The 13565-nt window shown below is 72.6% G+C and carries 12 protein-coding genes; 8 read left to right on the forward strand and 4 right to left on the reverse strand.

Translation table 11 applies throughout. The annotated features are described in order from the left end of the window. Positions 1-5: 5 nt before the first annotated feature. The 5 genes from EV385_RS13375 (at position 6) to trhA (ending at position 7933) form a co-directional block, all read left to right on the forward strand. The gene (locus EV385_RS13375; RefSeq protein ID WP_130513286.1) at positions 6-1472 is read left to right on the forward strand and encodes a dihydrolipoamide acetyltransferase family protein; all 1467 of its coding nucleotides are present in this window, start codon (positions 6-8) and stop codon (positions 1470-1472) included. Between the two features lie 167 nt (positions 1473-1639). Next, positions 1640-1768 (forward strand): hypothetical protein, encoded by a 129-nt coding sequence (locus EV385_RS35670; protein ID WP_278044980.1) that lies wholly within the window; start codon positions 1640-1642, stop codon positions 1766-1768. A 391-nt stretch (positions 1769-2159) separates the two neighbouring features. Beyond that, on the forward strand, positions 2160-5279 hold the full coding sequence (locus EV385_RS13380) for an LppU/SCO3897 family protein (RefSeq protein ID WP_130509765.1): 3120 nt from the start codon (positions 2160-2162) through the stop codon (positions 5277-5279). Between the two features lie 87 nt (positions 5280-5366). Beyond that, positions 5367-7211, forward strand: a complete 1845-nt coding sequence (locus tag EV385_RS13385) for an NHL domain-containing thioredoxin family protein (RefSeq protein WP_130509766.1) — start codon at positions 5367-5369, stop codon at positions 7209-7211. A gap of 47 nt (positions 7212-7258) precedes the next feature. Beyond that, complete coding sequence (gene trhA / locus EV385_RS13390) at positions 7259-7933, forward strand: PAQR family membrane homeostasis protein TrhA (protein ID WP_130509767.1); 675 nt, start codon at positions 7259-7261, stop codon at positions 7931-7933. A 34-nt stretch (positions 7934-7967) separates the two neighbouring features. Here the strand turns inward: trhA and EV385_RS13395 are convergent, their stop codons facing one another. After that, complete coding sequence (locus EV385_RS13395) at positions 7968-8246, reverse strand: DUF6458 family protein (RefSeq protein WP_130509768.1); 279 nt, start codon at positions 8244-8246, stop codon at positions 7968-7970. 79 nt (positions 8247-8325) lie between these two features. On the opposite strand from EV385_RS13395, the gene EV385_RS13400 reads away from it, so the two are divergent. Next, positions 8326-8841, forward strand: a complete 516-nt coding sequence (locus EV385_RS13400) for a SixA phosphatase family protein (RefSeq protein ID WP_130509769.1) — start codon at positions 8326-8328, stop codon at positions 8839-8841. Between the two features lie 81 nt (positions 8842-8922). On the opposite strand, the gene EV385_RS13405 is transcribed toward EV385_RS13400, so the two are convergent. Then, positions 8923-10779, reverse strand: coding sequence for an acyl-CoA dehydrogenase (locus EV385_RS13405; protein WP_130509770.1), 1857 nt, complete (start codon positions 10777-10779; stop codon positions 8923-8925). A 299-nt stretch (positions 10780-11078) separates the two neighbouring features. Here EV385_RS13405 and EV385_RS13410 point away from each other — a divergent pair, with 299 nt between their 5' ends. Then, entirely contained in the window at positions 11079-11282 is a 204-nt protein-coding gene (locus EV385_RS13410) for a hypothetical protein (RefSeq protein ID WP_130509771.1), read from the forward strand. 17 nt (positions 11283-11299) lie between these two features. Here EV385_RS13410 and EV385_RS13415 read toward each other — a convergent pair whose 3' ends face one another. Further along, positions 11300-12427, reverse strand: a complete 1128-nt coding sequence (locus tag EV385_RS13415; protein WP_130509772.1) for a PP2C family protein-serine/threonine phosphatase — start codon at positions 12425-12427, stop codon at positions 11300-11302. Positions 12428-12534: 107 nt separating this feature from the next. Between EV385_RS13415 and EV385_RS13420 the strand changes: the two genes are divergently transcribed. Further along, positions 12535-13092 carry a phosphoribosyltransferase family protein gene (locus tag EV385_RS13420; RefSeq protein WP_130509773.1) on the forward strand — a complete coding sequence of 186 codons (558 nt, stop codon included), beginning with the start codon at positions 12535-12537 and terminating at the stop codon, positions 13090-13092. A gap of 108 nt (positions 13093-13200) precedes the next feature. Here the strand turns inward: EV385_RS13420 and EV385_RS35035 are convergent, their stop codons facing one another. Continuing rightward, positions 13201-13395 (reverse strand): YciI family protein, encoded by a 195-nt coding sequence (locus EV385_RS35035; RefSeq protein WP_242625287.1) that lies wholly within the window; start codon positions 13393-13395, stop codon positions 13201-13203. Positions 13396-13565 lie beyond the last annotated feature (170 nt).

The following is a 13565-nucleotide window of genomic DNA, read 5'->3' on the forward strand; positions in this document are numbered from 1 at the left end:
CCCGGATGTCGCGGATCAAGGAGTTCAACCTGCCCGACCTGGGCGAGGGTCTCACCGAGGGTGAGATCCTGTCCTGGCTGGTCAAGGTGGGCGACACGATCGAGCTGAACCAGCCGATCGTCGAGGTCGAGACCGCCAAGGCGGCCGTGGAGATCCCCGCCAAGTGGGCCGGGATGGTCACGAAGATCTTCCACGAGGCCGGTACGACCGTGGAGGTCGGCGCGCCGATCATCGCGATCGACACCGAGCCGGGCGCGGGCCCGGTCGACGAGCCCGTACAGTCCCCGGCCGCCCCGGTGCCGTCCGCGGCGTCGCTGGCGGCCGTGGAGGTGGCCCCCGCCGAGGGTGCGGTGGAGCCGGGTCTCATCGGCGGCCCCGCACCGGGCGGCCGTACGGCGATCCTGGTCGGTTACGGCCCGCGCACCACGGCGGCCAAGCGGCGGCCCCGGGTCAACGGCACGGATCAGGCGGCCCCACCCGCGGCGCCCGCCGCCGTGGCCGCGCCTGTGGCACCCGCTGTCGTGGCGCCGCCCGTGGCACCCACGCCCGCTCCGGTCGCGCCCGCTGCGGTCGCGCACCGGGCCGGGCCGGTGCTGGCCAAGCCGCCGGTCCGCAAGCTGGCCCGGGACCTGGGTGTGGATCTCGCCGCGCTCGCCGGCTCCGGCCCGCTCGGCTCGGTGACGCGGGAGGACGTCCAGCAGGCAGCGGCCCGCCCGGCCGTCGAGCCTTCGATCGCGGCGGCACCGGTCGTGGCCGCCGGGGACGGCACCCGCGAGCAGCGCATCCCGATCAAGGGCGTACGCAAGCTGACCGCGGAGAACATGGTGGCGTCGGCGTTCACCGCGCCGCACGTGACCGAGTTCCTCACGCTCGACGTGACCCGCGCGATGAAGACGCTGGAGAAGATCAAGAGCCGGCCGGAGTTCCGCGATGTGCGGGTCTCGCCATTGCTGCTGGTGGCGAAGGCCGTGCTGGTGGCGCTGCGGCGGCACCCGATGGTCAACTCGACGTGGTCCGGCGCGACGAACGAGATCGTCGTCAAGGAGTACGTGAACCTCGGCATCGCCGCGGCCACCGAGCGTGGCCTGATCGTGCCCAACGTCAAGGACGCGGGACGGCTCACCCTGCGGGAGCTGGCCGACGCCCTCAACGGGCTGGTGCAGACCGCCAAGTCGGGCAAGACCCCGCCGGCGGACATGCAGGGCGGGACGTTCTCGATCACGAACGTCGGGGTCTTCGGCGTCGACACCGGCACGCCGATCCTGCCGCCGGGCGAGTCGGCGATCCTGGTTTTCGGGGCGATCCGCCCGATGCCGTGGGTGCACAAGGGCAAGATCAAGATCCGCCAGGTCACCACGCTGGGACTCAGCTTCGACCACCGGATCGTCGACGGCGAGCTGGGTTCGAAGTTCCTGCGTGACGTCGGTGCGTTCCTCTCCGACCCGGAGGGGGCACTGCTGTCCTGGACCTAGGAGCCGCCGAGGTTTCTTCGGCAACCGGGTTTCTCGGCCTTCGATCCTTAGTCAAGTAAGCACCGTCACCCCATAATCGTTTGCCTGCTCGTCTTCGTGTGCGTCACACTGGTGGTGCCACGAAGACGAGCAGCAAAAAGACGAGGGCAGTGACAGTGAGCAGCACCATGGACCGCATCCGAAGCCGCCGAATCGCCAAGCGCCAGGAGCGCGCCATCGACCGCGCCTGGCACTCCGCGCCCACCCAGGCCATGCGGGACGAGATCGCGATCTTCGCCCAGCGCCGGCCGATCTGATCCAGACAGCACGACGGCCCGCCCGGTCCAACCGGGCGGGCCGTCGGCTTTCCCGGCCGGTGCCCGACATCGGAACAGGCCAACTTTTCCCGAACCCCGGTGATCGCATACCCACAGGTCGCGGCGCCGGTAAGCGCAACCAGCGCCGGTTTACGAGCACCTTAAGGAAGTACACCGGGATTCCGACGACCCGCACCGCCCGGTACGGTGGGGCACTGGTCGCCTTACCCGGCGTGGCCGGCCGGAGGGGCGACCGGGGCCACCGCTCCTTCCCGGAGCCGGCGACCCCGCACGGCCCGGCCGGGGCAGTTCGGCCCGGTCGCCGGTCCAACGACCGGCGGCCGCGTGCGTGTGCGAGGCCGGCACGGTGACAGGTATGGAGGAGGCGCGTATGACGTCCGAGGGGCAGCACGCCGGTAGACAGCCGGCCGAGGCCACGTCGGGCGGAGCAGCCGAGCAGTTCGGCGCCAACTGGTTCCCACCCGACTCCGACGGGAACCCGCCGTCCGGCCGTCCAGCAGCACCCCCCGCCGCCGGGCAGGCGCAGATCCCGCCCGCCGGGCAGGCACAATTCCCACCGGCCGGGCAGGCGCAGATCCCGCCCGCCGGGCAGGCACAATTCCCACCCGCCGGGCAGGCACAATTCCCACCCGCCGGGCAGGCACAATTCCCACCCGCCGGGCAGGCACCGTTCCCACCCGCCGGGCAGCCGGCATTCCCGCCCGCCGCCGGGCCGACGTCGTACCCGCCTGCCGCCGGGCAACCTCCGGCTCAGCTTCCGCTCGCCGCCGGGCAGGCTCAGGTTCCGCCCGCCGCTGGCCGGGCACAGGTGCCACCCGCCGACCCGAACGTCTACGCCCCGCCGCCGCACGCCACCCCGAACGGCGGCTCGCCGTTCGTGGTCCCCGCGGTGCCCCCGCCCGGCCAGGCTGCCGAGCTTCCCGGTGGGCGCCCGTTCCCGGGTGATCCCGGAGTGTTCCCGGGCAGCCCCGGCGCGGACCAGTCGCCACCCTCCGCGTGGGCGCCGCCCCCGGCCGCGCCGCCCCCGGCGTCGGAGCGCAACGCCTTCGCCGCCCCGGAGGAGCCGAACCCGTACCGGGCCACCGACTCGCTGGGCTCCGGGCCCACGGACCGCGACCCGTTCGACCGGCGATCCGCGGAGCGCGACCCCTTCGACCGGCGGGCCATGGACCGCGACCCCTTCGATGTCCGGCCCGCAGATGGCAATCCGCCCGAGCGCCGGGCCAGCGAGATTCAGGGCTTCGCCCCCGGCTCACCCACCCGCGGCATGATCGGGGACGATCCCGGCCCGACCCCGTCGTCGCCCTTCGCGCCGCCCGCTTCGGCCGCTGGTTCGCCCGCACCGGTGTGGGGCTCGAGCTTCGAGCCCCCGCGCGCACCGCAGACCACCGACGAGCCTCGGCACAGCGACGCGCCGCAGGTGAGCGGGTTCGGCCCGGACGTCCGTGGCGCCTTCCCCGGTGCCGCCGCCCACGGGTCCAGCGAATCACCGGCCAACCGGTCCGGCCTTGCGCCCTTCGGCGACCAGCAGCCCAGGGTCCCCGGTGCCACCCTCGGAGATCTACCCGACTCCGCGCCTCCTTCTGTCGGTGACAGCGGGGGCTTCGCGGCGCGCACCGCTCCCCCGGCTGATGGCCTGGGCGAACGCGTCGCGGACAACGGCCTGCCGATTCGCACCCGCCGTCCTGCGGCCGCCAACGAGGCGGATGGGCTCGCGTCGACGCCGTTCGACGGCCCGTCGCCGTTCGACCGGCCCCGGCCGTTCACCGTTCCACCCGCCGACGGTCCAAGGCCGTCGGACAGCCCGGCGTTGTTCGACGGTCCACGGCCGTTCGATACGCCCCCCGGTTCTCCCAGCCGCCCCAGTTCCGGCGGCCCCGCATCTGGCGGCCCGGCATTCGGCAACCCCTCATCTGGCGGCCCGGCATTCGGCAATCCCACATCTGATGCCTCGGCGTTCGGCAACCCCTCATCTGGTGGCCCGGCATTCGGCAGCCCCTCATCTGGTGGCTCAGCGTTCGGCGGCCCCGCATCTGGTGGCCCCGCGTCGGGAGGCCCGGCGTTCGGGGGGTCGGACCACGGGGACGCTGGCCCGGGTGGGCCGGGCTTCGCTCAGCGCGTCCCTGGCGCGTCGTTCGGTGCGGACGGTCCACCCGCCGCGCCCCGATCGCCGGGAGCCGCTCAGAGCAACGGCGGTCCGCTGGTCGCCGAGGCACGCCGCAGCGTCCCGCAGCCACGGGATCCCAGCGACCAGCCCGCGCCGGCGTCCGGCACCGCGCGACCGGTGTCGGCCAGCGCCTCGGTACCGGTCGCCAGTCGAGTGGCGCCGGGCGCGGAAGGGCCGCCACCGGCGACACCTCCGCAGGCGCGCGTGTACGGACGCCCGGCGCCGCCCGCCGAGGAAGAGAACCTGGCGCCGGTAACGCCGTTCCCCGGCCGCCGGGCCGACGAAGCCGCCAGCGAGCTTGGCGGCCCGTCGCAGGACCTGCCGCCGCTCGGCCCTAAGACCCCACCGCCCGGCGGCAACCAAGGCCCCGCCCGGGCCGCGGCCAGCGCCCGCGTGGCGCCGCCCTTCGCCCCCGCCTCCCCGGCGCCGGAGCAGCCGGGCGGGCCGTACCAGGAGTTCGCGGGCCGGGGGCAGGACAACCCGCTGGACCGCTACGGCGAGGACACCACCGACATGGCGGGCCGCAACCCGGTCGACAAGCCGTATGTGCCGGAGCCCGCGCTGCCCTCGATGCACTCCCGCCCGCCGCTGGCGGACGGCTTCCCGCCACGACCTGCGCCGGATGCCGCGCCGCAGCCGGGACTCCCCGGGGACCGGGCCAAGCTCGGCGGGGTCTTCCCCGGCCCGGCGACCCGCGCCACGGTGACCCCGCCCGGACCGGACGCAACCGCCCAATGGTCCGGCACGCCCGGCTCCGAGGCGACCGCCCAGTGGTCCGGCGCCAGCGGATCCGACGCAACGGCTCAGTGGTCCGGCGCCAGCGGATCCGACGCGACCGCTCAGTGGTCCGGCACGCCCGGCTCCGACGCGACCGCTCAGTGGTCCGGCCCGCCGCGCCCGGAGGGTGGGGCCGCCTGGCCCGGTTCCGCCGGGCAGCCCGAGGCGGCAGCTGCGCCCGGGCCGGCCGATGCGCTCGCGCCGACCCCGGACAAGCCCGACACCCCAGCCCCGAACGTGCGGGTGCTGCCGGTCACCGTCGTGGTGGTTCTGGGTGCCGCGATCGTGCTGGGCCTCGTGTTCGGGCTCGTGTGGCTGATCTCGCGCGGCTCCGACTCCAGCGACGGCGGCTTCAGCGTCAGCCAGGGCGAATGCGTGAAACGCTCGGGCGACGCAGCGGTCAAGGCGGCCTGTGGTGACGCCGGCGCCTTCCAGGTGGTGTCCATCGTGGAGGCGAAGGAACAGTGCCCCGACGCTGGTCAGCCGTACGTCCTTAACCCCTCGGGCGACAAGACCCAGGTCCTCTGCCTGAAGCCGAACAGCTGACCCGCTGCCGGGAGCAGCCCGGCGTACGCGACGACCGGACGCCCGCCCCGCGCGGGCGTCCACCCGGCTCGTTGGCAGACTGAACCCATGACCTCGCGCCCGCCCGCCCCCGGCCCCCGCGTACGTGCACCCGAGCTTCGCGGCCGGGCGTGGCTGAATACGGGCGGCCAGGCGTTGACCCTGGAATCCCTGCGCGGGCGCTGCGTCGTACTCGACTTCTGGACGTTCTGCTGCATCAACTGCCTGCACGTGCTGGACGAGCTGCGGCCACTGGAGGAGCGCTACGGCGACGCACTCGTCGTCATCGGCGTGCACTCACCGAAGTTCGAGCACGAGCGCGACCCGCAGGCGTTGGCGGCGGCGGTCGAACGGTACGGGGTCAGCCACCCCGTCCTGGACGACGCCGACATGGTGATGTGGCAGCAGTACGCGGCCCGGGCCTGGCCCACCCTCGCGGTGATCGACCCGGCGGGTTACCTGGTCGCCTCGATGGCCGGCGAGGGCCACGCCGAGGGATTGTCCCGGCTGCTGGACGAGCTGATCGCCGAGCATGAGGCGGCCGGGACGTTGCGTCGCGGCGACGGCCCGTACGTTCCACCCACCGCGCCGGACACGACGCTGCGCTTTCCCGGCAAGGCGGTCGAGCTGCCCTCCGGGCATGTGCTGGTCTCGGATTCGGCCCGGCATTCGCTGGTCGAGCTGGCGGCGGACGCCGAGACCGTGCTGCGCCGGATCGGTACGGGTGACCGCGGCCGCAGCGACGGCCCGGCGGACGCTGCCAGCTTCTCCGAGCCGCAGGGCATGTGCCTGCTGCCCGCACCGGTCGCCGAGCGGACCGGTTACGACGTCGTCGTCGCGGACACGGTGAACCACCTGCTCCGCGGTGTGAGCCTGGCGACGGGGCAGGTCCGTACGGTGGCCGGCACGGGCCGACAGTGGCGCGCCGCGCCGGACGGCCCGGAGCAGGACGCGCTCGCCGCGGACCTGTCCTCCCCGTGGGACGTCGCCTGGTACGACGACCGGATCGTGATCGCCATGGCCGGTATCCACCAGCTCTGGTGGTTCGACCCGGCCCGGGGCACCGCCGGGGTGTACGCGGGCACCACGGTCGAGGCGCTGCGTGACGGCCCCCTGCCGGACGTGTGGCTGGCGCAGCCGTCGGGGCTGGCGGCGGCCGGGGACCGGCTGTGGATCGCGGACAGCGAGACGTCGGCGCTGCGCTGGATCGCGGACGGGGTCCTGCACACCGCGGTGGGCCAGGGGCTGTTCGATTTCGGGCACGTGGATGGTCCGGCCAAGACGGCGCTGCTGCAGCATCCGCTGGGTGTCGCCGCCTCGCCGGACGGCTCGGTGCTGGTCGCGGACACCTACAACGGGGCGGTCCGCCGGTTCGATCCGCAGACGCAGACCGTGTCCACGGTGGATTCCGGATTGGCCGAACCGAGCGACGTGCTGGTCACCTCGGACGGATCGGTGCTGGTGGTGGAGTCGGCCGCGCACCGGCTGACCCGGCTGGCTCCGGGAGCGGTACGGACGGTCGCGGGCGAGCGGCACCGCGTGGAGCGCCCGCCGTCGCCGCTGGCGCCGGGCGAGGTGACGCTGGACATCGTCTTCACCCCGGCGCCGGGACAGAAGCTGGACGACACGTACGGGCCGTCGACCCGGCTGGAGGTGTCGGCGTCACCGCCGGAACTGCTGCTGGCGGGCGAGGGTGTCGGCACGGAGCTGTCCCGGCGGCTGGTGGTGAACCCGGCCGTGACCTCCGGCGTGTTGCAGGTGGTTGCCCAGGCCGCCACGTGCGACTCTGACGTGGAACATGCCGCATGCCATCTGACCAGGCAGGACTGGGGGGTGCCGGTTGTCGTCGAGCAGGGTGCGCCAGTCCGGGTGCCGCTGGTCCTGCGGGGCCTGGACGATGCGGCAGGGCCGTGAGCGCAAACACTACCTGCAAGTAACCTACGGTGTCGTAACCTAGGACCGTGACGACTTCCGCCCCGTCCCGGACGCCGGCCGATCTCGGCAAGCCGCGCCTACGCGGCCGGCTCCATCAGTACGCGTTCTTCGTCGCGCTGGTCTGCGGCGTCGTGCTCTGTTCCATCGCGGCCAGCCGTCCCGGCATCGCACCGTTGCTGAGCTGCCTGGTCTACAGCCTCACGGTGTGCGGGCTGTTCGGCGTCAGCGCCCTGTACCACCGCCGGTTCTGGTCCGAGCGCGGCTACCAGATCATGCGGCGGATGGATCACTCGATGATCTTCATCTTCATCGCGGGCACGTACACGCCGTTCTGCGTCCTGCTGCTGCCGCCCGCGATACGCGACGTCATGCTCGCCATCATCTGGGCCGGCGCCCTCGGCGGGGTGGCCTTGAAGATGATCTGGCCGCACCTGCCGCGGTGGGCCGGGGCGCCGCTGTATCTCGCCCTGGGCTGGGCCGCGGTCGCGATCCTGCCGGACGTGCTGCACCACGGCGGCGTGACGGTGCTCGTGCTGCTGGCCGCCGGTGGCGCGGCGTACAGCGTCGGGGCGGTGTTCTACGCCCTGCGCCGGCCCAATCCGTGGCCGACGGTCTTCGGCCACCACGAGTTCTTCCACGCCTGCACGCTGGTGGCGGCGATCCTGCACCACATCGCGATCTACTTCGCGCTGTACGCCTGACCGCCGCCCGCCAAGGCGCTACGCCACCCGCGGTTCAGAAACCCGGCGGCGGAGGCGGCGGCACGTCGTCGCGACGCGTCTCCCGGTACTCGGTGACGGGTGCGCCACCGACCACTCCGGGACGGCCCTGGCTGACCACGACGGCGCGGCGTCGGCTGTTCCAGAACCAGATGGTGACGATGAGGCCGACCAGGCCCGCCGCCATCAGAACCCAGCCGACGACGTTGAGGTCGAGGCCGCTGATGTTGGCATTGACGGCGAACGCCAGAATCGCCCCCAATGCCAGGAGAAAGATACTTCCGCCGATGCCCATGGGCCCTCCTCGGCTCGTCGGTGCGTCGACGCGCGTGTTTACCCCGGTGAATCGACCTCTAATCAGGCAAGCTGTCGGCATGACCGCACGCACTGTCGTACTGCTGCGCCACGCCAAGGCGGAGACGCCCGGCGAGCTTCCGGACATCGAGCGGCAGCTCACCGACCGGGGACGGGCGGACGCGGGCGCGGCGGGAGCCTGGCTGGCCGCGCAGGGCCTCCGCCCGGGACTGGTGTTCTGCTCGCCCGCCACGCGGACCCGGCAGACCTGGCATGCGGTCGCGGTGGCGCTGGCCGAGGCCGACCCGGCGGGCACCGCACCGGAGGTGCACTACGACCCGGGCCTGTACGCGGGCGGCCGCACCGAGGTCATCGACCTGCTCCGCGGGGTGCCCGAGGCGACCGCAACGGTGCTGGTGGTGGGGCACAACCCGACGATGTCCGATGTTTCCCTGCTGCTCGGCACCTCGGACGGTGAGCCCGGCCTGATGGGCCTGCGAACGGCCGGGTTGGCGGTACACCGGGCGGACCTCGCGTGGTCGCAGATCGAGCCGGGTGCGCTGCCCCTGGTGCAGTCACACACCGCCCGCGCCTGACAACGCCACGAGCCGCGGAAACGCCGAGGGCCGGCGGACACCCTTGTCCGCCGGCCCCCGTCGCTCAGGGGAGGGTTCGCGTCAGAACGCCTCTTCGGGCAGGTCCATCAGGTCGAGGTTGGTGTTCTCGATGATGCGGCGATCCGCGCCGACCCGCGGCAGGATCTCGCGGGCGAAGAACCGGGCGGCGGCCACCTTGCCGGTGTAGAAGTTCTTGTCCGCCGGGCTCACCTCGCCGCCGAGGGCCTTGAGGGCGACCTCGGCCTGGCGCAGCAGCAGCCAGGAGATCACCACGTCGCCGATGGCCAGCAGCACCCGGCGGGAGCTGAGACCCACCTTGTACAGCTCGCGGGCCTCGCCGCCCTGGACGGCCTGCAGCCAGCCCATCTCGATGCCGAGGATGGCCTGCAGCTCGCCGAGGGCCTTGGCCAGCGCGGCCCGCTCCTCCTTGAGCTGGCCGTTGCCGGCCTCCGTCTCCACGAAGGACTGCATCTCGGTGGCGAGGACGGACAGCGCCCGACCCTGGTCCTTCACGATCTTGCGGAAGATCAGGTCCAGGCTCTGGATCGCCGTGGTGCCCTCGTACAGGGTGTCGATCTTGGCGTCCCGGACGTACTGCTCCAGCGGGTAGTCCTGCAGGAAGCCGGAGCCGCCGAAGGTCTGCAGCGACTCGTGACCGAGCAGCTCGTACGCCCGCTCCGAGCCGACGCCCTTGACCAGGGGCAGCAGCAGGTCGTTGACCCGGGCGGCGGCCTTGGCGGCCTTCTCGTCCCCGGCCGCCTCGGCGATCGCGACCTTGTCCTGCCACGTGCCCGTGAAGATCACCAGGGCGCGCATGCCCTCGGCGTACGCCTTCTGCAGCATCAGCGAGCGGCGTACGTCCGGGTGCGCGGTGATCGTGACGCGCGGGGCGTCCTTCTCCGCGTTCTGCAGCAGGTCGGCGCCCTGGACGCGGTTCTTCGCGTACTCCAGCGCGTTGAGGTAACCCGTCGACAGGGTCGCGATGGCCTTCGTGCCGACCATCATCCGGGCGTACTCAATGATCATGAACATCTGGCGGATGCCCTGGTGGACGTCGCCCAGCAGCCAGCCCTTGGCCGGGATGCCGTGCTCGCCGAAGGTCATCTCGCAGGTGTTGCTGACCTTGATGCCCATCTTGTGCTCGACGTTGGTGGCGAAGGCGCCGTTGCGCTCGCCCAGCTCGCCGGTCTCCGGGTCGAAGTGGAACTTCGGCACGATGAACAGCGACAGGCCCTTGGTGCCCGGGCCGCCGACACCCTCGACGCCGACCGGACGGGCCAGCACGTAGTGGATGATGTTGTCGCTCAGGTCGTGCTCACCCGAGGTGATGAAGCGCTTGACGCCCTCGATGTGCCAGGAGCCGTCCGCCTGCGGGATGGCCCGGGTACGACCGGCGCCGACGTCCGAACCCGCGTCGGGCTCGGTGAGCACCATGGTCGAGCCCCACTGCTTCTCGACGAACAGCTTGGCCCACTTCTTCTGCTCCTCGTTGCCCTCGACGTGCACGACGTGCGCGAAGGAGGGGCCGGAGGAGTACATCCAGATCGGCGCGTTCGCGCCGAGGACCTGCTCCGCGATGGCCCACCACAGGGAGCGCGGGGCGAGGGTGCCGCCGAGCTCGCCGGGCAGGTCGAGGCGCCAGAACTCGGACGCCATGAAGGTCGCGAAGGACTTCTTGAACGACTCGGGCAGGTTCGCCGTGTGGTTCGCCGGGTCGAACTTCGGCGGATTGCGGTCCGCATCCGCGTAGCTGGCCGCGAGATCCTCGCGCGCCAGGCGGTTCACCTCGGCGAGGACGTCGCGCGCGGTCTCGGCGTCGATCTCGTCGAACGGCGCCTGGCCGAACGCGCGGTCAGCCCCGAACACCTCGAAGAGGTTGAACTCGAGGTCGCGCAGGTTGCTCTTGTAGTGAGTCATGTGGCTTGGCCCCGCTCTCCCGAACGCGAGTTACTCGTCAGTAACCAACACTGTATTACCAGCGGGTAGGCGTCGACAACCCGCGAGAGATCCTTGGTGTGTGTCGAAAAGTGGACCAATCGCCCTCGATCAGGTGTAACCGGAGTCACCTTTTGGTCATTTGCCGACCGCCGGGCCGCGCGGAGTATCGACCGGCGCCCCGGCTCGTTGCTCCCGGTGTACGCCTCACACGCGTACCCGCAGAGCAGGGACAGCTCGCCGACCGCCGACATGGCGGCGAACGACCTGGGGAGGTCACGATGTTCGCCACGATCAAGAGTCTGATTCCGGAGCCACGCCAGGCCGACCAGCAGCCCCGCGCGTACGTGGGCCGGCACCGCCAGCCCGAGAAGTTCACCGCACGCGCCCAGGTCACGGTCGTGCCCGGGCCGGTGGGCCGGGACCCGGACCCGGCCGGTCCCGCGGCGGAGGAACCGGATGACGCGCCCGCCGACGCGGCCTGACGACCCGGCCTGACGACTCAGCTACCGGCGGCGCCGACCTCCCAGCTCGGCATGGGTACGGAGGCGCCGCCGTCGCGGCCGGAGTACTCCAACAGGACCAGGGCGATGTCGTCGTCCAGCCGGCCGTGGACCCAGTCCACGAGAGCGGTTTCCAGCGAGGCGAGCCCGTCCCCGACGGTGCCGTGGCCCAGCAGCCGCCAGGCGCGGTCCGCGGTCGGGAAGAACTCACCCTCCCGGCGCGCCTCGCCCAAACCATCCGTGAACAGCAACAACCGGTCGCCCGGTTCCAGCCGTTCCACCCGGGGCCGGGCCACCGGCATGAAACCCAGTGGTGGCGCCGGGGCGGGCGGCTCCAGGGCGATCACCTGGCCGCGACGCAACAGCAGCGGCGCCGGATGTCCACAGTTGACGATCGTCAGCGTCCCGCCCCGCTCCTCGACCAGCGCGGCGGTGACGAAGTCCTCGTCGCCGACGCTACGGGCCACCGCCCGGTCCAGATCCGCGACGATCGCCCGCAGATCCGCCCGCTCGTACGCGACGTGCCGGTACGAGCCGAGCACGATGCTGGCCAGACGGACCGCGTCGAGGCCCTTGCCCCGCACGTCGCCGATGATGATCCGCACCCCGTACGGAGTGTCCAGGGCCTCGTAGAGGTCCCCGCCGATGTCGGCGGCCGCCGACGCCGAGATGTAGCGGCCCGCCACCGCCAGCGAGCCGACCTGCGGACCGATCGGGCGCAGCACCGCCTGCTGCGCCACGGCCGCCAGCCGCACCAGCTCCGCGATCCGGTCGGCCTGGCGCTGCCGGATCGTGGCCACGCTCGCCGCGATCCCGGTCGCCAGCATCACCCCGAGCACGTTGACCATGCCGACCATGTCGACCCGGCCATGCGGCAGGGCGAACGTCGTGCCGACCACCGCGGCCAGCGCACCCACGCCGAGGACGGTCTGCCAGGAGGCGAACACCGCGGCCAGGAACGGAACCGCCGCCAGCAGGCCGACGAAGTTCACCTCCTTGCCGTCGGCCAGTTCCACCGCCGACACGACGGCGAGCAGCACAAGGGCCGCGCCGAGGCCGGCGCGGGATCCAGGGCTGAGCGAGCGTCTGCCCGCCGGGAGAATAGGCATGGCTTCGCCGAACAGCATGCCTGATCGACGCGAGCGACTGCATCACCTTGGACGCGGAGTCTGGGCACGTTGCGGCCCGATGCCCGGTTCGGGCGTGGCGCGCACGGCGGTGACAGGATGTCGGCGTGCCGAGCGACCTGCATGATCTTCTGCGCGCCGCCTTCCGCTGGACGGACCCGGGCCCGGGCAGCGGGTACCTGGTGAGTGACCGGTCCGGCTGGTGGCGCGATCCCACGATCCTGGACGGTCTCGGCCCGGCGCTCGCCGGGCTGTTCCCGGGCGCGGGTCCCACGGTGGTGATCGCCCCCGAGATCACCGGCTTTCTCATCGGGCCGCTGGTCGCGCGGGCCCTGGGCGCCGGGTTCGTCGAGGTGTACCGCGAGGGTTCCCGGCTACCCATCGCCGAGCCGATGACCTGGGCCGACGTGCCCGCCGACCACCGTGGCGCGCGGCAGCGGCTCGGGCTGCGCACCCGCCTGCTCGGTCCGGCCGACCGGGTGCTCGTCGTGGACGACTGGATCGCCACGGGCGCGCAGGCCCGGGCGGTGCACGCGCTCGCCGCGGCGCGCGGCGCGGCGGTCATCGGTACGGCGGTGATCGTCGCGGACTGCGACCCCGCCACGGCGGCCGAGCTGAACGTGCGCAGCTTGGTGACCGGCACCGAGCTGAGTCAGCCCACCTGACTTCACCGGGGCTGATCCCGTGGGCCTGCGGCCCCCCTCCAGTCGGCGAGCGCCCCGATGGTCGGCTGCCAGCCCACCGGCTCGTAGCGGGCCAGCCCGCGCCGCACGTTACGGATCGTCCGCCATCAGGTCCCGGGCCTGCTGCGCGGTCGCCGCGTCCAGCAGGACCACGCCGCCGGCCGGCGGGTTCTGCCGCCCGGCCGAGACCAGCACGCCCGCCTCGCTCAGCCCGCCGAGGAAGGCCAGGTGGTCCGCGCGGGCCTGGTCGATCTCGTCGAGCGGCGCGAGATAGGTGGAGATCATCAGATACACGGCGGTTCCTCTCACCGGTGGCAGACCACGGCCATCGTACGAGCGGAGAACGCCGGACGGCCGATCCTGAAACGGTGGTTTCTGTCTGAATCGGACAATCCGGGGCGCCGCGCGCCGGTAGCGCGGCGTTGGCAGGGATGACCTCCCCGCCGACCCGAAAG

Origin of the sequence: Krasilnikovia cinnamomea (genome assembly GCF_004217545.1) — a bacterium.
Lineage (GTDB): Bacteria > Actinomycetota > Actinomycetes > Mycobacteriales > Micromonosporaceae > Actinoplanes > Actinoplanes cinnamomeus.

Excerpts from the sequence above, each read along its gene's own strand:
- EV385_RS13375 (WP_130513286.1), top strand. The coding sequence starts at position 6 with ATGTCGCGGATCAAGGAGTTCAACCTGCCCGACCTGGGCGAGGGTCTC.
- EV385_RS35670 (WP_278044980.1), top strand. The coding sequence starts at position 1,640 with ATGGACCGCATCCGAAGCCGCCGAATCGCCAAGCGCCAGGAGCGCGCC.
- EV385_RS13380 (WP_130509765.1), top strand. The coding sequence starts at position 2,160 with ATGACGTCCGAGGGGCAGCACGCCGGTAGACAGCCGGCCGAGGCCACG.
- EV385_RS13385 (WP_130509766.1), top strand. The coding sequence starts at position 5,367 with ATGACCTCGCGCCCGCCCGCCCCCGGCCCCCGCGTACGTGCACCCGAG.
- EV385_RS13395 (WP_130509768.1), bottom strand. The coding sequence starts at position 8,246 with ATGGGCATCGGCGGAAGTATCTTTCTCCTGGCATTGGGGGCGATTCTG.
- EV385_RS13400 (WP_130509769.1), top strand. The coding sequence starts at position 8,326 with ATGACCGCACGCACTGTCGTACTGCTGCGCCACGCCAAGGCGGAGACG.
- EV385_RS13405 (WP_130509770.1), bottom strand. The coding sequence starts at position 10,779 with ATGACTCACTACAAGAGCAACCTGCGCGACCTCGAGTTCAACCTCTTC.
- EV385_RS13410 (WP_130509771.1), top strand. The coding sequence starts at position 11,079 with ATGTTCGCCACGATCAAGAGTCTGATTCCGGAGCCACGCCAGGCCGAC.
- EV385_RS13415 (WP_130509772.1), bottom strand. The coding sequence starts at position 12,427 with ATGCTGTTCGGCGAAGCCATGCCTATTCTCCCGGCGGGCAGACGCTCG.
- EV385_RS35035 (WP_242625287.1), bottom strand. The coding sequence starts at position 13,395 with ATGATCTCCACCTATCTCGCGCCGCTCGACGAGATCGACCAGGCCCGC.